The sequence below is a fragment of the Halorussus vallis genome (genome assembly GCF_024138165.1).
GTDB lineage: Archaea > Halobacteriota > Halobacteria > Halobacteriales > Haladaptataceae > Halorussus > Halorussus vallis.
Genome location: NZ_CP100000.1, coordinates 1,846,013 through 1,866,696, shown reverse-complemented (window position 1 = coordinate 1,866,696; position 20,684 = coordinate 1,846,013). Strand labels below are relative to the sequence as shown.

Genomic DNA, 20,684 nt, shown 5'->3' with positions numbered 1-20,684 from the left:
TCGGTGGGCGACCTCGGTTTCTAATCCCATTTGTTTACGGTTTCTTGTCGGTCTTCGACTGGTGCTTGGTCGTATCGGACCGCCATCTCCTTGGAGCGTTGCCGGAGTTGTTGTTGGACTGCGGCGGGTCCTTGGTCCCGGCTCATCTGTGTTCCGACGCTGTGCCGAATGCTGTACCAGGAGATGTCCCTGTTTTTCGTTGGGATTCCTGCTTTTTCGCAGAGTTTCTGGAGTAGTCGGTTGAGTGCTTCTGAGCCGTAGGGGTTGCTGTACCGGGTTAACCAGAGTGCGTCCGTATCGCGGTATTTGCTGTAGTTTTCGCGTTCGGACAGCCATTTCCGTAGTATGTTGGCGGTTCGGTCGCTCATTGCGACGTGCCAGTTCTCGTGGTTCTTGGTTGACTCCTCTTTCGGGATTCGGAAGAGGTTGTTTTCGAGGTCGAGCCAACTCGTCTTTGCGCGGCCGACTTCCTTCGGTCGGAACCCGGCGTCCATCGAGGCGTAGACTATTGAGGTGTACTTCCAGCCGTTCGCTTTCTTCCAGTCGTCTTTGGTTACCTTGTCTTTGGGTTTCTCGAAGCGTTGTGCGAGGTAGGCCTTCCATTGGTCGCGTTCTCGTGGTTCGACGCTGTTGTAGTGGGGTATCGAGCCGTGTTTGAGGACGGCTTGTTTGATCTTCCGTCGTTCATCCTCGGTGAGGAAGTCTCTGACTTGGTGTGTCTGTGAGCCGCCGTTGGTGAACTTGATTTCTGGTTCCCAGTCGATCCCCCGACCCTTCTCGTGGTTCAGGTATTTGAACAGGGTTTTGATGGCCTTCTGGATGCCTGCTTTGTAGGTCTCCGAGTGATCTTCGTACACCAGTTCTTTGGTGTAGGTGTCTGCGTGGTCGGTTGTTGCGTGTAATGTGTACCCGTCTTCATGGTCCCAGAGCCAGCGAAGGAACCGGTCGGTCTTGTATGCGCGTTGCCGGGCTGTATCATAGGCGTACCCCTCGGCTTTCTCCGGATCTTTACCCAGATGGCACAGCCACTTGATGAGCTGGACACGATGATCACGATAGTCCTCCAGCTGTCTCTGGTTTAAGTAGTGTTCCGTAGATTCAGGGATGACAACGATGTCTTCGATTTGGTCACGACTATGCACCATGAGCTTTCACCTCCCGGGTCACGAAAAACGTGGTCGGGCTGTCTCTAGCTCTAGTAAGCCTGAAACGTTTTAAAACCACGGGACGGCGTCGGGGCCGATTCTGACCACCCGGATTGTAAGCTTCGATTCGGGTCATGTGGGTTTTCCTGAGAACCCGGAAAACCAGCAGGAGAAGCCTTGAGAACTGCGCCGACCGGGAGTCGAACCCGGGCTATGAGCTTGGGAAGCTCATGTCCTACCACTAGACCACCGGCGCTCTATCCTGCGTTTCTATTCGGCCACACTTGAACGTAGCGCTTCAGCCCATCCCTTCGAACGCGAGAGGGCGACCGTTCGTCCAGAAATCGCGGCCTGCCACCCCTCTTTTAGTCGCGGCCGCTCGAATGACGACCCATGATAGACCTCCGACTGTCCGAATCCGAACTCGACGCTCACCGGGAACACATCGTCCGGTTCATCCGGGACACCGCCGAGTCGGCCGGCACCGACCGGGCGGTCCTGGGCCTCTCGGGCGGCATCGACAGCACGCTCACCGCCCACCTCGCCGTCGAAGCCCTGGGCGCGGAGAACCTCCACGGCCTCGTGATGCCCGGCGCGGTGAGCCGCGAGGACAACATGAGCGACGCTGAGTGGGTCGCCCAGGAGCTGGAGATGTCCTTCGACGTCTTCGAGATCAACCCCATCGTGGACCGCTTCCTCGACGCCTACCCAGCGGCGGAGGGCGACCGGATGGCGGTCGGCAACCTCCGCGCGCGTTCGCGGGGCGTCATGAACTACCTCGTCGCCAACCACGAGGGCTCGATGGTGCTGGGCACCGGCAACAAGAGCGAGGCGCTGGTGGGCTACTTCACCAAGTACGGCGACGGCGCGGTCGACTGCCACCCCCTCGGCAACCTCTACAAACAGCAGGTCCGCCAACTCGCCAAACACGTCGGCGTCCCGGACGAACTGGTCGACAAGCCCGCGACCGCGGGGCTGTGGGCCGGCCAGACCGACGAGGACGAGATGGGCATCGCCTACGACGCGCTCGACGCGGTGCTCGCACTCCACGTCGAGGGGCCGCTCTCGGAGTCGGCAACGCTTCGGGAACTTCCGGAGGTTTCCGAGGAACAGCTCCGGCGCGTCCGTGAGATGGTCGCCCGGAGCGAGCACAAGCGCCACGTGCCGCCCTCGCCGGAACCGCTAGAATAGCCTGAGACTTCTATCGTCGGCCTACTTGATGCCCTTCGAATTGGAAGGTGAAGATTGGAACTTTGGCATTCCAGCTCTTCAGAGCGGCCTGCTTGCACGATTCAACTGAGAACCGCACCGCCACCGCACCGCGACGGCCACACGCCTCCCCAGCCGATTCGCTCACTCGCTTTGCTCGTTCGCTCATCCCTCGCACGGAGATGGCGCGGCTCCAAACCGCGGAGCCGCGCCAGCGCGCGCCATGCCGGCTGTGAAGATACGAGAAAGGTCCCTGATTCCCTCCTCGAACTACTCCCCGCGCTCCTCCGCAATCGCGTTCGCGTGGCGTTCCACCAGTCTCCCGAACGCCTCGGCCTCCCTCGCTTCCTGCTCGCTCGCACCACTTCGGTCGCGCATCCTGCTCTTCACGACCCGGAGCGTCTCCGGGTCGTTCTCGGCGAGTTCGTCGGCCACCGCCCGCGGGTCGTCGGTCACGCGCGAGACGAGTCCCATCCGGAGCGCCTCCTCGGCGTCGACGGTGCGTCCGGAGAGCGCTAAGTCCAGCGCCTCGCCCTCGCCGAGCACCCGCGGCAGGCGGACGGTCCCGCCCCACGCGCCGAACAGGCCGAGTTTCACGCCCGGTTCCGCGAAGGTCGCCTCGGGCGTGGCGACCCGAAGGTCGCAGGCCAGCGCGAGTTCGACCCCGCCGCCGCGTGCCGCGCCGTCGACGCCCGCGACCACGACGCTGTCGGCGCTCTCGATGCTGTTCGCGACGCGCTGGCCCTGCTCGGCGAACGCCTCGGCCGCCTCGCGGTCGAGGCCCGAGACCACGTCTAAATCCGCGCCGGCGCAGAAGGCCGGCCCCTCCCCGCGCAGGTAGACGACCGACGCGTCGGTTTCGGTAATCGCACGTTCGAGCGCGTCGAGTCCCTCGACCGTGAGCGCGTTGCGTCGGTCGGGTCGTGCGAGCGTGACGATGCGCAAGTCCTCACCGCCGTCGCTACCGTCGCCCGCTCCGCCGCCGTCGGCGCCGCAGTCGTCGACTCGTATCATGCTGGCACCTCGGAGGCGGTTTCCAAAGGTCTTTGGCAGTTCCGTCGTAAGGTTCGCTCGATGGAAGCGGCCGTCCGGGCACGCGAAGCGGGACGAGAGGCGGTGCGGGACGTCACGCCGAAACCGCTGCGCGACCGAATACACGCGTTGTTGGACGAATCGTCGATGTTACCCGGCGTCTTGACGCTGTCGTCCGCGCGCGTCGCCGACGGCGAGGGGACACGGAGCGACGGCGTGGCGAACCGCGCCGCGGGAGTACAGCTTATCTACGAGGGACTGCGACTCACCCGGTCGCTCGCCGTCGACGCGCCGTGGGACCGCGAACCCCCCTACGACGACGCGAATCTCGGCATCCTGGCGGCCGACGCGATGGTCGCCCGCGGCTTCTACCTGCTGGCTCGGACCGAAGCGGCCGACAAGGCCGTCGAAACCGTCAAATCGTTCGGCCGGGACCGGACCGACGCGCAGGCGGGCCGCGACGCGCCCGCTCGCGCGCTCGAAGCCGACGTGTTCGAACTCGCGATCGTGGCGGGCGCGACCGCGGTCGACCGCGAACCGCCGGAGGTCCTGCTGTCCTACGCCGCCGACCTCGCGGCCGACGACGACCCCGACCCGCCCGAGGAGGTTTCGGAGGCCGTCACCGAGGCGATGACCGATTTCTCGCCGCGGACCTCGCTCGGCCGCGGACCGCGGCCGTCGGCGACCGACCCCTGACGGGAAATTTCCGCCGCGCCGTGCCCCAGAATCGCACACCGGCGGCCGGGAATCGAAAGCCCTAAAGAGGATACCGGGCATAGCAAAAGATGCGCGCCTGGGTAGCTTAGCGGTAAAGCGCGTCCTTGGTAAGGACGAGAGCCCGGGTTCAAATCCCGGCCTAGGCTTTTCTCGCGGAACTACGCCCGACCAGTACCTACCGAACCAGCTTCTCCACTCAGTCCTCGGGGACGACAAGCGGCTCGTCGTCGGGGACAGCGAGGTCCAGGAGCGGGTCGTTCTCGTACACGGCGGCGCCCTCCATCCGACTGAGCACGAACCCGTCGTGGCGGCTCTCGACGGTGGCCTCGATCGTCCCATGCGGAGAGACGATGTCCGCGACCGCCTGGCCGGCCGAGATTCGGTCGCCCTCGGACACCCGGTAGCGAACGATTCCGGCGGCGTCGGCGTGCGGGTGGACGAGTCGCTTGAGCGGCCCGTCGGCCGGGAGCGAGAACGACGCCTCGGTCTGCATCGGTTCCGCCACCATCCCGAGCGAGTGACACACGTTGTGGAGGCCGGCGACCGCGGCCCGACGGGCGTCCTCCTCGACAACGTACCGGCCGCCGAGTTCGGGCGTGAACGCCGGGATGCCGTCCCGACCGACCGCCGCGCCGGTCAGGGTGCCCTGTAGCGACCGGCGGCGAATCTCCTCGCGACCGAACTGTCGGACGACGGGGAGCCCGAACGCCTCGACGAGCGCGGTGATGCGGTCGCTGAGGTCGCTCGCCGCCGACTCGTCGCGGTTCTCGCCGTACGGAACCCGGGGCTGAATCGTGTAGGGGTAGGTCGCGACCCAGGACGTGTGGAGGTCCACGAGCGCGTCGGCGGTGTCGGCGATGCGCTCGTAGAGCCGTTCGTCGACGACCTGCTGGACGCGCGGCGGGCGCGCCGACTCCGGGTCGACGCTCTCGAAGTGGCGGTTCGGGTCGTCGTCGTGGTAGTAGGAGGTGCGAGCGTTCGTCCGGAGGCCGGCCGGGTTCGCAACCGGGACGCAGACGACCGTGCCCCGGCGCAGGTCGCCGCGAACGTGGGCCGCGAAGTCCTGGGCCGCCGCCATCCCCGTCGTCTCGTCGCCGTGTACCGCGCCCGTCACCCAGACCGTCGGACCGGACTCCTCGCCGTCGACGACGACGACCGGGAGTCGATCGGCCCCGCCCGTCGGAAGGTCGGTGACCGACAGGTAGCCGGCGTCGGACTCGCCCGGACTCGTCTCCGCCGTTCCGACCTTCATCGGCGGTCGCTCCTCGTTCGGTACGCGTCGTTCGGACTCGCTGATGTGGTTTGCATGGGTTTCGTCGTGAACTACCGCGAATCGTAAGCTGTCTTTGAATCCTGAACTCTCCGCGAATCGTGACGTTCGTCTTCCGCGTCTGCGTCGGCGTGCTCGCTCATCTGACCCACGACCCCTCGTAGACGAGTTCGCCGTCGTGACGGACTGAGGTGTCGACCCTGCACAGCGACCGGGAGACGTAGTTCGAGGCCGCCACTTCGAACGTCCCGCGGTCGTTCTCGACCGTCAGGCGGAGTTCGTTCTCGGCCGACGCCGACGAGGGGTCGTCGGCCGTCACCGACGCCTCGCAGACCGACTCCCGGCGCAGCGTTCCGTGCGGGAGGTCGACCGTCTGCCGGTGGGTCTTCGCAACCCTGGCCTCGCCGGAGACGTGTTCCCGGGTCGTCTCCCAGGCGGTCGTCCCCGAGACGCGCTCGGGGTCGGGCGAGAGGGCGTCGTCCGGCGGCGCCATCGGGACCGTATCGTCGAAGGCGACCCGTTCCAGGCGACCGCCGGGGAACGTGACGGTCGATGGCTCGTCGGGGCTCGACAGGAGCGTGAACGGGCCGGCGTCGGCCGACTGGAGGAGGTCGGGGAAACGCGCCGACTCGACGGCGACCCGAATCCGGTGGCCCGCCTCGAAGACGTGCGACTTCGGTTCGAGCGGAACGTCGAACCGGTGCTCTTCGCCGGGGGTCGCCGGCTCCGGGTCGGCGAACCCGTCGCGGTAGACGCCCCGTATCGCTCCCTTCGTCACGACGGTTCCTCGACCGCCAGGTTCGACGTCGACGACCCGGACCGCGACGGTCGGGTCTTCGGTGGTCGGTTCGACGCGGAGCGACGCCGCGCCGGTCCCCGTCAGTTCGACCGGTCGGTCGAGCGGTTCCGAGTCGAACGTCAAGGCGCGGGCGTCGTCGTCGTTCGTGGCGAGCGGCGCGATGGCGACGCCGTAGGGGTCGGTGCTGGCCAGTCCGACGGTCGGGTCGCACCGACAGGTCGCGGCGACCGACTCGCCGTCGTAGGCGTCCGGGGCCGAGAGCCCTCCCGGCGCGAGCGCGAGCGAGACGGCGTCTTCGGCCGACGACGGACCTGTCGACGATGCACCTGCCGACGACTGACCCGAGGACGACACGCCCGTCGGCGCGTCGTCCTCGGGTTCGCCGAGCGTCGGCCAGCGGTCGAACCCTCGCCAGCGCCCGTCGGCGGTCCCGCCGCCGTCGAGTTCGGTCCAGGCCCGTACTTTCGGGACGTCGAGGGCGCCGGTTTCGGCGTCGGTCAGGAAGTGGTCGAACCACGACCGGACCTGCCGCCGGAAGTCGACGGCCGACTCGCGGCCGCGGTGGGGCATCCGGTGGCGCCACGGTCCGAGCAGTAGTCTGGTGGGCGCGTCGATTCGGTCGACGTACCGGAGCGTGTCCTCGGTGTAGGGGTCGCGCCAGCCGTCGACGGCCAGCACCGGGACGTCGATGCGCTCGACGGGGATGTTCTTGTCGTCCCAGTACGCCTCGTGGGGCTCGTGGTCGAGGAACTGGAAGAGCCAGGGGTCGCGGTCGTCGAGGCGGTCGAGGCGCTCCCGCCAGGCGTCGAACGCGTCGTCCCCGGCGTCGGGATTGGACGGCGGCTTGGCGTCGAGCGCCTGCATCAGGGTGAGCCAGTCCATCCCGATGGTCAGGAACTCGAACAGGCCGCCGTAGGTGTAGGCGTTCCTGAACCCCTGGAAGGGCGTGTGAATCGGGACGATGGCCTCCAGGGCGTCCGGGCGCTGTGCGGCGGCGTCGAGCGCGGTGATGCCGCCGTAGGACTTGCCGAACATCCCGATTCGGCCGGTGGTCCACTCCCGGTCGGCGAGCCACTCGACGATTTCGGCGGGTTCGGTCCCCTCCCGGCGCGTGAACGGTTCCTCGATAAATCCGGTCGACGCGCCGGTGCCGACCATGTCGGCCACCACGACCTCGTAGCCCGCGGCGGCGAGGTAGCGGTTGAGTGGGTCGTAGGCCCCGTAGGTGATGCCGTCCTGGTGGTGGTAGGGAACGTACATCAGCACCGCCGGCGAGGCCCCCGAACCGTCGACCGGTTCGTACCGGGTCGCGGCGACCGTCTCGCCGCCGACGGGAATCCGGACGTCTTCGTGCCGCCTGACGTCGCTTTGCTCAGCCATCCTCGCGCCCCTCAGACATCGTCGAGTAGTTCCCCGGCCGGATGTTCTGGGTCGACGCGGTGGCACTTCGCCCGGTGGTCGTCGCCCACCATCCGCGGCGCCTCCCCCGCACAGGGCGACGGCAGGAGGTCGCGGACGCTGTCGACGGCCTCGTCCCGCCGACCCTCCGCGACCAGGAGCGCGACGTCCGCGAGCGACCGCGCGACGTCGCCCGGGAGGTCCTCGACCTCGCCGGGCAGGTTCACCTCGAGCAGGCGGTCGGCGACCGCCTCGGCGTCGGTCGTCTCGCCGTCGCTTTCGAGGCGGTCGCGGATCGCGTCGGGATTCATCTCGTCGGCTTCGAGGCGCGACCGGAACGTGAACGCCCGCCGGAACGCCGCCTGGCTCCCCGGCCAGTCCTCGGGCGGGATGATCGCCGGACACCGGGTGTGGAACCGACAGCCGTCGGGCGGGTCGATGGGCGACGGGACGGTGCCCCGGAGGACGATTCGGTCGGTCCGCTGTCCCGGGTCGATGCGCGGCACCGACGACAACAGCGACTTCGTGTAGGGGTGCTCGGGCGCTTCGAACAGTTCGTCGACCGGCGCCTGCTCGACTATCTGGCCGAGGTACATCACCGCGACGCGGTCGGCGATGTGGCGGACCACGCTCAGGTCGTGGGCGATGAAGACGATGGAGAGCCCGAACTCCTCCTGGAGGCGGTCGAGGCGGTTGAGCACCTGGGCCTGGACCGACACGTCGAGCGCGCTCACCGGTTCGTCGGCGACCACCAGGTCCGGTTCCACGGTCAGCGCCCGGGCGAGTCCGATGCGCTGCTGCTGGCCGCCCGAGAACTGGTTCGGATAGCGTTCGAGGTGTTCGCCCTTGAGGCCGACGCGCTCGAGCAACTCGCGGGCGCGCTCGGTCCGCTCGCGCTTGCTCGACCCGATTCCGTGGACCTTCATCGGCGTGCGGAGGATGTCCCCGATGGTCTGTCGCGGGTTCAGCGACGCCGAGGGGTCCTGGAAGATCATCTGGATGTCCTCGCGGTACGACCGCATCTCGCCCGACGAGAGGTCGGTGATGTCCTCGCCCTTGAACCGTATCGTGCCCGCCGTCGGCTCCTGGAGCTTCGTGATGGTCTGGCCCAGCGTCGTCTTCCCGCATCCCGACTCGCCGACGAGCGCGAGCGTCTCGCCCTCCTCGACGGTGAGGCTGGTCCCGTCGACGGCGTGGACCTTCCCCGCCGACCCGAACAGATTGTCGAGGAACCCGTCCTCCACCGAGAAGTACTTCTTCAGGTCCCGAACTTCGAGCAGCGGGGTCGTCTCGCCCGATTGCGCCGTGGTGGCGTCGGCGTCGGCACCGGCACCGGCGTCGCCGCCCGCGCCGACCGACCGTTCGCGGCTCATAGTCGTTCCCCCTCCGGTCCCCGGCGGAGACAGGCGGCGACGTGGCCGTCGCCGTCGTCGCCCACCGGTCTGAACTCGGGGTCCCGCTCGAAGCACTCGGGTTTCGCCTCCGGACACCGGGGCGCGAAGTGGCACGCATAGGGGATGTCGATCAGCGACGGGACGCTCCCGGGAATCGGGGTCAACTCGTCGCGCGGGTCGTCGATTCGGGGCGTGCTCGCTATCAGCCCCTGGGTGTAGGGGTGCTGAGGGTCGGCGAACAGTTCCTCGGTATCGGCGCGCTCGACGATTTCGCCGGCGTACATGACGTTCACTCTGTCGCAGGTTTCGGCCACGACCGAGAGGTCGTGGGTGATGAGCAGGATGGCGGTGTCGAACTCGTCCTGTAGCTGTTCGAGTTCCCGGAGTATCTGGGCCTGGATGGTGACGTCGAGCGCGGTCGTGGGTTCGTCGGCCACCAGCAGGTCGGGTTCGCACGACAGCGCCATGGCGATCATCGCGCGCTGGCGCATCCCGCCCGAGAACTGGTGGGGGTAGTCGGTCGCCCGACTGTCGGGTTCGGGGATGCCGACCGTCTCCAGCAGTTCGACCGCGCGCCGCCAGGCCCGACTGTTCTCGGTCGCGCCGAGGAGCTTTCGGCGAATCTCGGTCGGGAGAGACGCTCCGCCCTCGACGTCCTGGTGGAGCCGAATCGTCTCGGCGATCTGTTCGCCCACCCGAATCGTGGGGTTCAGGCTGTTCATCGGGTCCTGGAAGATGCGCGAGATGCGGTCGCCCCGGACCTCGGCCATCTCGGCCTCGTCCATCTCCAGTATCGACTCGCCCTCGAGGCGAACGTCGCCGTCGGCGATGCGCCCGGGTTCGTCGACGATGCGCTGGACGCTGTCTGCGAGCACCGACTTCCCGCTGCCGCTCTCGCCGACGAGGCCGACGATCTCGCCGTTCTCGATGGTCATGTCGACGCCGTCGACCGCCTCGACGACCCCGCGGTCGGTCGGGAACTCCGTCCGGAGTCCCTCGATTTCGAGCAGCGTCATCGGTCCGAAACCTCCTCGGAGATGTCGAAGATGTCGCGCAGTCCGTCGCCGAGCAGGTTGAACCCGAGGACGGTTATCGCGATGGCGATTCCCGGCGCGATGCTGATCCAGGGCGCACGGGTGATGAAGTCGCGCCCGGAGTTGAGCAGGATGCCCCAGGTGGGCGTCGTGGGCCGGACGCCCAGGCCGATGAACGACAGCGACGCCGACGCGATTATCGCCAGCGGAATCATGATGGTCGCCTGGACGATGAGCGGCGCGATGGCGTTCGGCAGGACCTCGCGGGTCATGATCCTGACGTCGTGCATCCCGACCGACCGCGCCGCGAGGACGTACTCCTGTTCGCGGATGGAGAGCACCTCCCCGCGTATCAGCCGGGCGAAGTCGTCGATGTACGCGATGCCGATGGCCAGCACCACGTTGACGAAGCCCCGACCGCCGGTGAACGCGATGATGCCGACCGCCAGTATCAGTTCGGGGAACGCCCACTGGAAGTCGACCAGCCGCATCAGCAGGTTGTCGACCCACTTCCCGTAGTAGGCGGCGATGAGGCCGATGGCGGTGCCGAAGACGAACGCGACGAGCATCGTCGCCGCCGCGACCGCGAGCGAGAGCCGCGACCCCAAGATGATGCGCGAGAGGATGTCGTGGCCGTACGAGTCGGTCCCGAGCACGTGGAGCACCCGCTCGGTCCCGGCGTCGGAGTCGAAGTTCCCGACCGAGTGTGTCATCGGCTCCTTCATCGGCATAAATATCTTCTCGGGGTCGTGGGGCGCCAGGTACGGCGCGAACACCGCCATGAGGACGAACGCGGCGACGACGACGATGCCGAACAGCGCCTTCTTGTCCCCCAGCAGTCCCTTGGCGAGTCGCTGGAACGTCGACTCGTACTCGGGAATCTCGGCTCCCTCGGTCCGGTACTCGGGCGGGATGCGGTCGGGATTCGCCGCCTCCTCGACGTCGAAGTCGACTCGCCCGACCGGCCGGTCGTCGCTCACTGTCCCTCACCTCCGTACCGGATGCGCGGGTCGATGAACGTGTAGGTGACGTCGACCAGGAGGTTCGCGAACACCAGGATCACCGACGTGAGCACGATGACGACCTGCGTCAGGGGGTAGTTGCGGGTGAGTATCGAGTCCACCAGGAGGCGTCCGATTCCCTGAATCGCGAACACGATTTCGACGGTCACGGTGCCGACGATGATGACCGCGATCTGGATGCCGGCGACCGTCACCACCGGTATCATCGCGTTCTGGAAGGCGTGCTTCCAGAGTCGGACCTTCGAGGAGACGCCCTTGGCCTTCGCGGTCTTCATGTACGGTTGGCCGAGCACTTCGAGCAGCGACGACCGCGTCATCCGCATGATTATCGCGGCGTACGGCAGTCCGACTGCGATACCCGGCAGGATGAGGTGCGTGAACCACGGGACGACGCCCTTTCCGATGGGGACGTAGCCGTATACCGGCAACACCGACAACCACACCCCGAACGCCACGGCCAGCAGGATGCCGATGAAGAACGCCGGCATCGACAGGCCGAGGAAGGCCGTCACCGTCGCGCCGTAGTCGAGCGGTTGGTCCTTGTACAGCGCGCTGATGAGTCCAGTCGGAATCGCGACCGCAAGGCCGATGACGATGCCGACGAGTCCGATAGAGAACGTCCGGAGCGCGGCGTTCGAGACGATGGTTTCGATCTGTTTGCCGCTGGTCAGGCTCTGTCCGAAGTCGAAGGTGACGAGCGCGACCATCCAGTCGGCGTACTGGACCAGCAGCGGTCGGTTCAGGCCGAGTTTCTGTCTGAGTTCGGCCACCGCCTCGGGGGAGGCGTTCTGTCCGAGTATCGTCTGTGCGGGACCGCCGGGCAGCGCGCGCGTCGCGAAGAACACGATGGTCGCGACCGCCCAGACGATGAACAGCGCGTAGAGCGTCCGTTTGGCGATGTATCTGCGCATGTTACGTGCGTGAAAGTGGAGTCGCTCGCCGTTGTGCCGGCGCTCGGGCTACCCCAACGGCGACGCGACGGCGAGAGAGCGCGTAGTCCATGTGTTGATTCGGCTGGAAATTCGGTCGTTCAGTTCGAGAGATACACCTTCGTGAAGTCGCGGCGGGTCGGATGGGGCGTGTACCCCTTGACCGACTTCGCGGCCGCCTGCCACGGGATGTAGTGGTGGGTGAACGCGGCGGGCGCGTCCTTCATGATCTGGTCCTCGGCCTTCTGGTAGACGTTGGCGCGCTTCTTCGGGTCGGTGGTGCGCCGGGCCTTCTCGAGCAACTTGTCGACTTTCTGGTTCGAGTAGCCCATCCTGTTGAACACGCCGCCCTTGTCGGGAGATTTGAAGAAGTTGTACAGCGAGGTGTCGGTCGCGACGTCGATGTCGCTCCCCCAGGGGGTGACGTCGTAGTACTGACTGCCGGGCTTGGCCTTGAGGCGTTCGAGGTACGTCGACATGTCGTAGGCGTTGACCTTGACGTCGAAGTACTGGCCGAGTTGCTGAGAGAGCGCCCGACCCCGGCGCACGCCGGCCTTCCAGACCATGATCTTCAGCTCCGACCCCATCGCGCCGCTCTCCTTGATGAGCCGTTTGCCCTCCTTCTCGTTTGCCTTCTGGTAGTCGGGTTTCTTCTGCTGGGACCGGAACGCCCGGCCGTGAACCGGCCCGATGGGGCCGACGGCCTTCTCGTGGTTGCCGAGGAACGCGGCGTTGATGTACTGCTTGCGGTCGATGACCTTCGCGACGCCCCGGCGGAGCTTCGGGTTGTCCTTCCAGGGTTTCTTCGCGAGGTTGAAGTACAGACCCTCCCAGCCGCCCGCCGGACCTTGCATGACGTTGACGCCGCGCGCCGATTTGACGGTGTCCACGTTCTGGAACGGGACCTTGTTCGTGTACTTGATGTCGCCCGACCGAAGCGCGTTGACGAGCGTCGACGGCGAGGGAATCGGTTTGATCGTGACCCGGTCGAGGTAGGGCAGCGACGTGCCCTGATCGTCGGTTTCCCAGTACTTGTCGAAGCTCTCGAGGACCAGCGACGACCCGACGCTGTGCTTGGCGACTTCGAAGGGGCCGGAGCCGACGGGCTCGACCTGGTACTTCTTCCCGAGTTTTTCGACGGCCTTCTTCGGCATTATCTGGGCCGCGCCGCCCGACGCGGTCAGGAACTTCAGGAACGGCGCGAACCGGTGTTTCAGGTTGAGTTCGACCGTGTATTTGTCCCGGACGACGACCCCGCCCTTCTCGATGGGTTTGAGCGCCGAGAGCTTCGACTGGACCTGGCTCCCCTTGGCGTTCCGCCCGCGTTTGATGGAGTACTTCACGTCCTGGGCGGTGACCTCACCGTACCCCTTCTGGAACTGCATCCCCTTCCGGAGCGTGAACACGTACTGGGTCCCCTTATTGACGGTCCAGTCCTTGGCCGCTTCACCCTTTATCTTGAACTTGGGCGTGGTCCGCAACAGCCCGTTGAACACGTTCATCGACGCGTGTTCGTAGCCCTCGGTGCTGTTGAGCACCGGGTCGAGGTTCGGAATCTCGCTGATGTTCCACCCGGCGGTCAGTTGCCCGCCGCTCTTCTGACTCTGGACGCCGCCCTTCTCCTCGGCGGTTCCGCCCGACTGGCTCGACGACTTCGACTCGGTTTGCTGGCCCTGTCCGGCGCATCCGGCCAGCGCGGCCGTCGCCCCCGCGCCGAACAGCTTCATGGTCGTGCGCCGGTCGACGACCGGCCCGCTCAGTTCTTCGTCGGATATCGGTTTGTCTGTCATAGCTCTGATCTAGCCCTCTGTTTGCCATACGCGAACTGATGACACGCTACAGACTGTCTCGCTTGGAGCCAATAAAGGTAATGGTTAATGTAGTGGGGGCATTCAGAAATCGTTTACAGAATTCGCCGGTCAACGGTTTCTGGAGATGGCGGAGACGATACTGCTCCGCCGGTCGCGGTCTAAATGTATCCCCGGTCGGACGGAATCGGTCCGAGCGAGGACCCCCGGTCGTCGGTCCTCGGAGCGTCTCCGGCTTCTCGCCGTGCGTCACGATGGCGCAAGGCCGGCGTCGTCGTGATGCACACAGAGATGACCGGCCCGGAACGTCGCTGACGGCCCGGTTCGAGCCGGCGGGGCGTACGCCGGGCGACGTTCCGAAATCCCTTCGAGAACCAATTCGAGGTCCGGCGCGCGACCGACCGACGGCCGTCGGTCGGTCACGGCCCGGAGTCCCGACGTCGGCTCGGCCGAGTTCGACCTTCGCCGCCTCCGCTCACTGCGCGTCTTCCGAAACCACGTCGACGCCCCTGAACTCGAAGCGCGCGCCGCCCGCCTCGCTCTCGGTTATCTCGCAGTCCCAGCCGTAGGCGTCGACGAGTTGTCCCACGAAGGTGAGGCCGAGACCGATGCCGGCCTCGTCGGTCGAGTAGCCCGCCTCGAACACCGTCCCGCGAACGTCCTCCGGAATGCCTCTTCCGTCGTCCTCGACGTAGAAGCCGGCCGCGTCCGGGAGGTCGCCGATGCGTATCGTCACCGTCGGGTCGCCGCGCTCCGCGCCGTTCTCGTCGTTCCGACCGAGGCCCGCGACGCCGTGTTCCACAGCGTTCCGGAACAGGTTCTCGAGCAGGTGCTGGACGTGGTTCCGCTGGGCCCGAATCACGCGGTCGGTTTCGACTTCGAGGACCGCCGCCCCTACGTCGAGGTTCGCCCACGCGTCGGCGGCCACGTCGGCCAGCGCCACGCGTCCGTCGGCGCCGACGGGTTCGACGCCGCGGGCCAGCACCAGGAGGACGTCGATTATCTCGTTGATGCGCCGGAGCGCGTCGCCCACCTGTTCGAACGCGTCGGGATCGCCGTTCTTCGCGTTTTCGAGGTAGACGTGGGCGATGTTCAGCGGATTCCGGAGTTCGTGGGCGAGCATGCTGGCGAACGATTCGAGGCGCTCGTTCTGGCGCTCCAACTCCGCCTCGCGGCGTTTCCGTTCGCCGATGTCCCGGAAGTACACCGACAGTCCCGTCTCGGAGGGGTACGCCCGCACCTCGAACCAGGTTTCGAGCGGCGCGAAGTACTCCTCGAACGCGACCGACGTCTGGGTTTCGACGGCCTGACGGTATCGGGTTTCGAACTCCGTCCCGACCGCGTCGGGGTAGACCTCCCAGATGTTCCTGCCGAGCAGTTCCCCGGCGTCGTTGCCCAGCAGTTCCTCGGCCCGGGCGTTGACGTAGCTGAACTCCCAGTCGGTGTCGAGTCCGAAGAACGCGTCGGTCACCCGGTCGAAGACGTCGTCCAGTTCGGTTTCGAGTTCGTCGCGTTCGCGTTCGAGTTCCCGCTGGTACCGCTTGACGTCGGTGATGTCCTTGGCGGCCGTGATGACCTGTTCGACCCCGTCGTCGGGGGCTTCGACCGGCGTCGCGTTCACGAGGAACCACCGCGACTCGGCGTCCGGCGCGTCGATTCGAATCTCCGCGTCCGACACCGCCGACCCGGTTTCGAGGACGCGCGCGAACGGGTAGCGGTCGGGCGTCAGGGGGTCGCCGTCGGCGTCGTACACGTCGACTCCGGCCGTCTCGCCCTCCTCGACGCCGAGCGCGTCGAGGAGTTCGTCGGCGCGGTCGTTGCGCTGGAGCACCTCGCCGTCGGCGGTTCGGATGGCGAGCGCGACCGGACTCGCCTCGAAGATCTCGTCGCGGCGCTCCTCCTCCCGGCGCAACTGCCGTTCGACATCCTTCCGCTCGGCTAGCTCGCGTATCACGCCGGTGAACAGCCGCTCGCCGTCGGCGTCGACGTCGGCGTCGATGCCGGAATCGGAGTTCTGGACGTGGAACGACACCGAGAGCGGAACTTCAGTCCCGTCGGCCCTGAGGCCGTGGAGTTCGATATCCCGCCAGTCGAGGGTGGACTCGCCGGTTTCGAGGTACCGCGCGAACGCTTCGGCGTGCGGGCGGCGGAACCGTTCGGGCATCAGTCGGGTCAGCGGTCGGCCCACCAGGTCCGAGGGAGCGTGGCCGAACACCGACTCGACGGCGGGGTTGGCGTACACGATACGGCCTTCCTCGTCCACCGTGACGACTGCGTCGGTCGATTGCCGAACCAGCCGTCGAAAGAAGTCGTCGTCCGGTCGGTCCGCGCGCGGCCCGGGGTCGCTCTCCCCCGGCGGGTCGTCGACCGGCAACTCGGGGTCGCCCGAACCGTTCATCGTGCTCCTCGACGTCCGAAACAGCCGATTTCGGCGGGTCGTCGGTTCCGCCGTCGGCTTCGGTCCAGGCCAGAGTCGGCGGTCATTCATCCGTGGATAGGATACGGGCCGTTAACAGCTACCGCCTTTACTTTCCATGGCGTTTAAACCGGCACTCCCCCCGAACTTCGGGGAACGAACGGTTCTCGCCCCCGGTTGAACGGTACGTTCCGGGCGCGGAACGCACTGCAACGGTCGGAACGACCTGCCCCACTCACGTACCCCGAGTGGTATCTATCGAGGTAAGCCCCGTTGGGGACGAAGGATTCGCAAGATGTCTGATGAACCTACTGTACTGGTGGTCGACGACAACCGACCGCTGGCCGACGGATTCGCCAAGATACTCGAAGACGAGTACGAGGTGCTGACCGCCTACGGCGGTGAGGAAGCCCTGAACCTGCTCGACGACTCCATAGATGCGGTTCTGCTGGACCGCCGGCTGCCCGACATCCCGGGCGACGACGTCCTCCGGGAGATTCGCACCGGCGACTACGACTGCCGGGTCGCGGTCGTCTCCGCGGCCGACCCGAACTCCGATTTGGACTGCGAGGCGTATCTGACCAAGCCCGTCTGGGGGTCGGACGTGCTTCGGGACACCGTCACCGACCTGCTCGACGAGGACGGCCGGTCGACCGACGGCGGCAACCGCACTCAGACCGTGTGAGCCCCCGCGAGCGCCGGCGTTCGAGCAACGCGTTCCTTCGGCGCGTCGCTCCTGGGGGATGCGCCGCTGATGGGGGACGCACCGCACCGAATCCTTTTGCTCCTTCCCGCGGTAGGTGTTGGCATGCGACTAGTTATCGTCGGTGCGGGACGCGTCGGGTTCCGGACCGCCCGCATCCTGCAGGAGGAGGGACACGAGGCCGTCATCGTCGAGAACGACCCGGAGAAGGCCGACCGCGCTCGGGACGAGGGGTTCCTGGTCATCGAGGGTGACGGGGCGAGCGAGGAGGTGCTCGAACAGGCCGACCTCCAAACCGTCGACGCGGTCGGCGGACTGACCGGCGACCTGAACGTCAACTTCGCGGCGTGCATGATCGGCAAACACTACGGCTGTCGCACTGTCCTGCGCATCGACGAGGACTACCGCGAGGACATCTACCACAAGTTCGCGGACGACGTCGACGACGTGGTCTACCCCGAGCGACTCGGTGCGGCCGGAGCCAAGACCGCGCTGCTCGGCGGCGACTTCAACGTCATCGCCGACCTCACGGCGGGCCTGCAACTGACGACGCTCAAGGTCGCCGAGGACGCCCCGATAGTCGGCGAACGGGTTTCGGACCTCGAACTCCCCGAAGAGGCTCGCGTGTACGCTCACGGCCGCGACCGCGAGCGCATGACCATTCCGCTGCCCGGCACGACCGTCGAGGCGAACGACCGCCTGGCCATCATCGCCAGGCGGGAGGCGCTCGAGCGGGTCCGCACGGGGCTCCAGGGCGGAACCGCCGAAGCCGGCGACTGAGGCGTCTCGGTCGGCGACCGCCGGCCGGAAACCGCGGCCTCGCCTCGTCGAAGCCGGCGAACGAAGTACGTAAAGGAGTGAAGTACGTCGGCGCCGAGGCACCGCCTCGGCGCCGATTTGGGGGGACTACCGACTCGCGCGAAAAACGGGAGGGCAGGATTCGGGTAGCGCGGGGTTGGGGCGGGCATCCGAGACGAGAACTTTCGTGGGAGGGTTGGTGACACGGTGGCGAGAGGCCAGCTCGCCGCCAGGGCCTCCGGCTCCGTCGGAATGCCCGACCGGGAGACTGCTGCACGCGATGCGCCCGAGCCGTCGGGCGCGTTCCTTTCTTTGGCGGATTCGGACTTTGTTATGGGCTATCTGTGGGCCTGTAGGCGGCGTCTGTCCGGCTCCCGAAATACTCGGAAATCCTTCAGACTCCGCCTGAATCGGCGGTAAGTGGTAGTTACCGCCGGCGTCGCCGCTCTCGAGCGTCGGAAAGGGGGAGAGGGTGGGAGGTGTGCGTGTGTGTGGTGGTGTGCCGGGCGCGCGTGTGGGAGGATGGGGGGAGAGAGACCGCGTGCGCGCCCAGTCGGGGGTCTGGACGGCATGAACTTAAAACTGCGTCAGACGGTCGGCCGACGGCGGCGGGGCCGCCGGTCGTCCCCGGTCGGTGTTTCCGGGTCGAACAGTTTCAAGGACTGGCGCGACGAGTCTCGCGTATGCACGGAACCGGCGTGCCGCTGATCACGCCCTTCGACGAGGACGGCGACGTGGACGAATCGCGCCTGCGGGAACTTCTCGCGTGGGTCCAGGAGCGCGGCGTGGACTTCCTGGTCCCCTGCGGGTCGAACAGCGAGGCCGAACTGATGAGCGTCGAGGAGCGCGCCCGCGTCACCGAAATCGCCGTCGAGGAGGCCGACGTTCCGGTTCTCGCCGGTACTGGTCACCCCGGACTCCGCGAGACGCTCCGCCAGACCGAACTCGCGGCCGAGGCCGGCGCCGACGCCGCGCTCGTCATCACGCCGTTCTACTTCGGCCACGACGAGGCGACCCTGGAGGCGTACTACCGCGAGGTCGCGGACGAGAGCCCGATTCCTGTCCACCTCTACAGCGCGCCCGCCTACACCGGCGTGAAACTCTCGCCCGAGGCCGTCGGTCGCCTCGCCGACCACGGGAACGTCGCGGGGATGAAGGACTCGTCGGGCGACCTGACGACCCTCCAGCGCGAACGCACGCGCACGGAGAACGAGAACTTCGACCTGCTCGTCGGCAGCGGGAGCGTCTACGCCCACGCCCTGGCCTCGGGCGCCGACGGCGGCGTGCTCGCGCTGGCGAACGTCGCGCCCAGGCGCGCGAGCGAGATACACCGGCTCCACGAGACGGCCGACGACGAGCAGGCCCGCCAGTTGAACACCCTACTGGTCGAACTCAACCACGCCATCACCGCGAAGTACGGTGTCCCAGGCCTGAAGGCCGCGATGCGCGAACGCGGCGCGCCGGCGGGCTACCCCCGCAAACCCCACCGCGACGTCGCCGAGGACGCGAAGGACGAACTCGCGCGACTGGTCGAGTCGGCCTCGCCCTGAAACCTCGTTTTCGGTTTTACGGCTTAGAGGCGCTGACGGGCAGTTTCTCCCTCCGTTCGACCGCCGCTGTACTTGTAACTTCGACTCCGACCGTGTCGGTGACCGCCACCGCACTGCAGACCGCTACTCGCACGAATCGAATGAGTACCGCACCGCTAACCGCACAGCACCGCCACCGCGCCCCGTACCTCCCCGCTCGGGGTCTTCGACCCCTCGCGCATCCCCGGGTCGGTGGCACCGGGCGAAACCGGGCGACCCTCCGTTACTGCTCCCGTATTCCGCCTGCGGTCTACGCCGCACCCTCGATTTCGCCGTGCCGACCGCCGCGCATCCTGTCGACGCCGACGAAGGCTATCGAGAAGCCGCCGCCGGTCATCGCCACGAGCACGGCGGCGGACGCGTTCGAACCGCCGAATCCGCCACCGACGGCCCCGAGCGGCAGACTCAGTCCGAGGAGCACGTCGCCCAGCCCGACGAGCCGATACCAGCCTGCGCGCTCGGATACCGAGTTCTCGGACCCGCCGAGGACGTAGAGGCCGCCCGCGGCGACCATCGCGCTCAGTTGGGCGACCTGCGGAAGTCCGGCGTGTCCGAACTTCTCGACGACCGGCCCGTCGCCGAGCACCACCACCAGCGCCGCCGTCGCGAGCAGGAGAACGACGCCGCCTCGGAAGTGCCACCGTCTGTTCACGCCTGCGCTTCGGAGCACCACCGCAAAAGTGTTGGGTATCTCACGTCTCTCGCGGGCTCGCCCGCGTCGCGGTCGCCTTGAACGACGCGACCACGTCGGACCCCGCTTTCAAGTCCAGTTTCTCGACGCTCGCCGTCGTGACCAACGCCACGAGCGGAACGTCTGCACCCACGTCGACGACGACCCGGGCGACCGCCTCGCCGCGGTCGACCGCGACGACTTCCCCGGCGAAGCGGTTCCGGGCGCTGGTCGCCTCCCCGGCGGGTGCGTCGGCCGGGTCGTTGAGCGTCACCGCGTCCGCGCGCACGGCGACCTCCACGTCCACGTCGGCGGCAGTCTCGTCGTTCCCGCCGTCCCCGCCGGCCGCGACGACCAGCGCGCGGAGTCGCCCGGCGTCGGTTTCGACGACGCCGAGTTCGCCCTCGCGCGTGACGACTCGGCCGGGCAGAACCGTCTCCTCGACCTCCGCAGTGCCGGTGAACTCCGCCCGAAGTCGGTCGAAGCGCGCGAGCAGTTCCCGGGCCTCGTCGGTGAGTTCGCTCCCGCCGCCGCCGGACCCGCCGCGGCGCCGGACCACGAGCGGTCCGAAGGTGTCCTCGAGGTCGGTGAGTCGGCCGTGCGACCGGGAGTACGACCGACCGAGCGCGTCGGCGGCGCGATTGAGCGAGCCGTGTTCGTCCACCGCTCGCAGGAGGGTGGCGTCGTCGGCGTCGAACCGGACCCCGCCGGCCCGGAGGTGGGCGTCGAATCCCGCGTCCATGCCCGCCTC

Annotated in this window: 17 protein-coding genes and 2 tRNA genes; 6 read left to right on the top strand and 13 right to left on the bottom strand. The window is 67.2% G+C overall.

Annotated features, from left to right (window positions below):
• Nucleotides 1-20: 20 nt before the first annotated feature.
• Both NGM07_RS09535 and NGM07_RS09530 read right to left on the bottom strand, forming a co-directional pair.
• A complete protein-coding gene (locus NGM07_RS09535; RefSeq protein WP_253519919.1) occupies nt 21-1,142 on the bottom strand; it encodes a tyrosine-type recombinase/integrase in 1,122 nt (373 codons plus the stop codon).
• Between the two features lie 188 nt (nt 1,143-1,330).
• Nucleotides 1,331-1,401, bottom strand: a tRNA-Gly gene (locus tag NGM07_RS09530).
• Nucleotides 1,402-1,538: 137 nt separating this feature from the next.
• Here NGM07_RS09530 and NGM07_RS09525 point away from each other — a divergent pair.
• A complete protein-coding gene (locus NGM07_RS09525) occupies nt 1,539-2,336 on the top strand; it encodes an NAD+ synthase (protein WP_253519916.1) in 798 nt (265 codons plus the stop codon).
• A 288-nt stretch (nt 2,337-2,624) separates the two neighbouring features.
• On the opposite strand, the gene NGM07_RS09520 is transcribed toward NGM07_RS09525, so the two are convergent.
• Nucleotides 2,625-3,368, bottom strand: a complete 744-nt coding sequence (locus NGM07_RS09520) for an enoyl-CoA hydratase/isomerase family protein (protein ID WP_253519913.1) — start codon at nt 3,366-3,368, stop codon at nt 2,625-2,627.
• A gap of 60 nt (nt 3,369-3,428) precedes the next feature.
• Between NGM07_RS09520 and NGM07_RS09515 the strand changes: the two genes are divergently transcribed.
• Nucleotides 3,429-4,082, top strand: a complete 654-nt coding sequence (locus NGM07_RS09515) for a DUF7114 family protein (protein WP_253519909.1) — start codon at nt 3,429-3,431, stop codon at nt 4,080-4,082.
• Between the two features lie 95 nt (nt 4,083-4,177).
• Nucleotides 4,178-4,249 (top strand) — tRNA-Thr (locus NGM07_RS09510).
• 50 nt (nt 4,250-4,299) lie between these two features.
• Here the strand turns inward: NGM07_RS09510 and NGM07_RS09505 are convergent.
• The 8 genes from NGM07_RS09505 to NGM07_RS09470 form a co-directional block, all read right to left on the bottom strand.
• Nucleotides 4,300-5,355: a succinylglutamate desuccinylase/aspartoacylase family protein gene (locus NGM07_RS09505; RefSeq protein ID WP_253519906.1), complete on the bottom strand. Its 1,056-nt coding sequence runs from the start codon at nt 5,353-5,355 to the stop codon at nt 4,300-4,302.
• Between the two features lie 157 nt (nt 5,356-5,512).
• The gene (locus NGM07_RS09500) at nt 5,513-7,552 is read right to left on the bottom strand and encodes a CocE/NonD family hydrolase (protein WP_253519903.1); all 2,040 of its coding nucleotides are present in this window, start codon (nt 7,550-7,552) and stop codon (nt 5,513-5,515) included.
• A gap of 11 nt (nt 7,553-7,563) precedes the next feature.
• Entirely contained in the window at nt 7,564-8,943 is a 1,380-nt protein-coding gene (locus tag NGM07_RS09495; RefSeq protein WP_253519900.1) for an ABC transporter ATP-binding protein, read from the bottom strand.
• Nucleotides 8,940-9,980, bottom strand: coding sequence for an ABC transporter ATP-binding protein (locus NGM07_RS09490; protein ID WP_253519898.1), 1,041 nt, complete (start codon nt 9,978-9,980; stop codon nt 8,940-8,942). Before NGM07_RS09490 ends, NGM07_RS09495 begins: the two co-directional genes overlap by 4 nt.
• Complete coding sequence (locus NGM07_RS09485) at nt 9,977-10,978, bottom strand: ABC transporter permease (RefSeq protein WP_253519895.1); 1,002 nt, start codon at nt 10,976-10,978, stop codon at nt 9,977-9,979. Before NGM07_RS09485 ends, NGM07_RS09490 begins: the two co-directional genes overlap by 4 nt.
• On the bottom strand, nt 10,975-11,931 hold the full coding sequence (locus NGM07_RS09480) for an ABC transporter permease (protein ID WP_253519892.1): 957 nt from the start codon (nt 11,929-11,931) through the stop codon (nt 10,975-10,977). Before NGM07_RS09480 ends, NGM07_RS09485 begins: the two co-directional genes overlap by 4 nt.
• Nucleotides 11,932-12,050: 119 nt before the next feature.
• Nucleotides 12,051-13,739: an ABC transporter substrate-binding protein gene (locus NGM07_RS09475; protein WP_253519889.1), complete on the bottom strand. Its 1,689-nt coding sequence runs from the start codon at nt 13,737-13,739 to the stop codon at nt 12,051-12,053.
• A 493-nt stretch (nt 13,740-14,232) separates the two neighbouring features.
• Nucleotides 14,233-16,155 carry a PAS domain-containing protein gene (locus NGM07_RS09470; protein WP_253519886.1) on the bottom strand — a complete coding sequence of 641 codons (1,923 nt, stop codon included), beginning with the start codon at nt 16,153-16,155 and terminating at the stop codon, nt 14,233-14,235.
• Nucleotides 16,156-16,468: 313 nt separating this feature from the next.
• Here NGM07_RS09470 and NGM07_RS09465 point away from each other — a divergent pair, with 313 nt between their 5' ends.
• From NGM07_RS09465 to NGM07_RS09455, 3 genes are all read left to right on the top strand, one after another.
• Nucleotides 16,469-16,858 carry a response regulator gene (locus tag NGM07_RS09465; RefSeq protein WP_253519883.1) on the top strand — a complete coding sequence of 130 codons (390 nt, stop codon included), beginning with the start codon at nt 16,469-16,471 and terminating at the stop codon, nt 16,856-16,858.
• Between the two features lie 123 nt (nt 16,859-16,981).
• Complete coding sequence (locus NGM07_RS09460; protein ID WP_253519881.1) at nt 16,982-17,656, top strand: potassium channel family protein; 675 nt, start codon at nt 16,982-16,984, stop codon at nt 17,654-17,656.
• A gap of 701 nt (nt 17,657-18,357) precedes the next feature.
• Complete coding sequence (locus NGM07_RS09455; protein WP_253519878.1) at nt 18,358-19,224, top strand: dihydrodipicolinate synthase family protein; 867 nt, start codon at nt 18,358-18,360, stop codon at nt 19,222-19,224.
• 289 nt (nt 19,225-19,513) lie between these two features.
• Here the strand turns inward: NGM07_RS09455 and NGM07_RS09450 are convergent, their stop codons facing one another.
• Nucleotides 19,514-19,915, bottom strand: coding sequence for a DUF7994 family protein (locus NGM07_RS09450; protein ID WP_253519876.1), 402 nt, complete (start codon nt 19,913-19,915; stop codon nt 19,514-19,516).
• Nucleotides 19,916-19,955: 40 nt separating this feature from the next.
• Nucleotides 19,956-20,675 carry a TOBE domain-containing protein gene (locus NGM07_RS09445; protein WP_253519873.1) on the bottom strand — a complete coding sequence of 240 codons (720 nt, stop codon included), beginning with the start codon at nt 20,673-20,675 and terminating at the stop codon, nt 19,956-19,958.
• Nucleotides 20,676-20,684: the final 9 nt, after the last annotated feature.

Coding starts and splice junctions, on each gene's coding strand:
- NGM07_RS09470 (WP_253519886.1), bottom strand. CDS start 16,155: ATGAACGGTTCGGGCGACCCCGAGTTGCCGGTCGACGACCCGCCGGGG.
- NGM07_RS09520 (WP_253519913.1), bottom strand. CDS start 3,368: ATGATACGAGTCGACGACTGCGGCGCCGACGGCGGCGGAGCGGGCGAC.
- NGM07_RS09490 (WP_253519898.1), bottom strand. CDS start 9,980: ATGACGCTGCTCGAAATCGAGGGACTCCGGACGGAGTTCCCGACCGAC.
- NGM07_RS09465 (WP_253519883.1), top strand. CDS start 16,469: ATGTCTGATGAACCTACTGTACTGGTGGTCGACGACAACCGACCGCTG.
- NGM07_RS09500 (WP_253519903.1), bottom strand. CDS start 7,552: ATGGCTGAGCAAAGCGACGTCAGGCGGCACGAAGACGTCCGGATTCCC.
- NGM07_RS09475 (WP_253519889.1), bottom strand. CDS start 13,739: ATGACAGACAAACCGATATCCGACGAAGAACTGAGCGGGCCGGTCGTC.
- NGM07_RS09495 (WP_253519900.1), bottom strand. CDS start 8,943: ATGAGCCGCGAACGGTCGGTCGGCGCGGGCGGCGACGCCGGTGCCGGT.
- NGM07_RS09445 (WP_253519873.1), bottom strand. CDS start 20,675: ATGGACGCGGGATTCGACGCCCACCTCCGGGCCGGCGGGGTCCGGTTC.
- NGM07_RS09515 (WP_253519909.1), top strand. CDS start 3,429: ATGGAAGCGGCCGTCCGGGCACGCGAAGCGGGACGAGAGGCGGTGCGG.
- NGM07_RS09480 (WP_253519892.1), bottom strand. CDS start 11,931: ATGCGCAGATACATCGCCAAACGGACGCTCTACGCGCTGTTCATCGTC.
- NGM07_RS09525 (WP_253519916.1), top strand. CDS start 1,539: ATGATAGACCTCCGACTGTCCGAATCCGAACTCGACGCTCACCGGGAA.
- NGM07_RS09455 (WP_253519878.1), top strand. CDS start 18,358: ATGCACGGAACCGGCGTGCCGCTGATCACGCCCTTCGACGAGGACGGC.
- NGM07_RS09505 (WP_253519906.1), bottom strand. CDS start 5,355: ATGAAGGTCGGAACGGCGGAGACGAGTCCGGGCGAGTCCGACGCCGGC.
- NGM07_RS09460 (WP_253519881.1), top strand. CDS start 16,982: ATGCGACTAGTTATCGTCGGTGCGGGACGCGTCGGGTTCCGGACCGCC.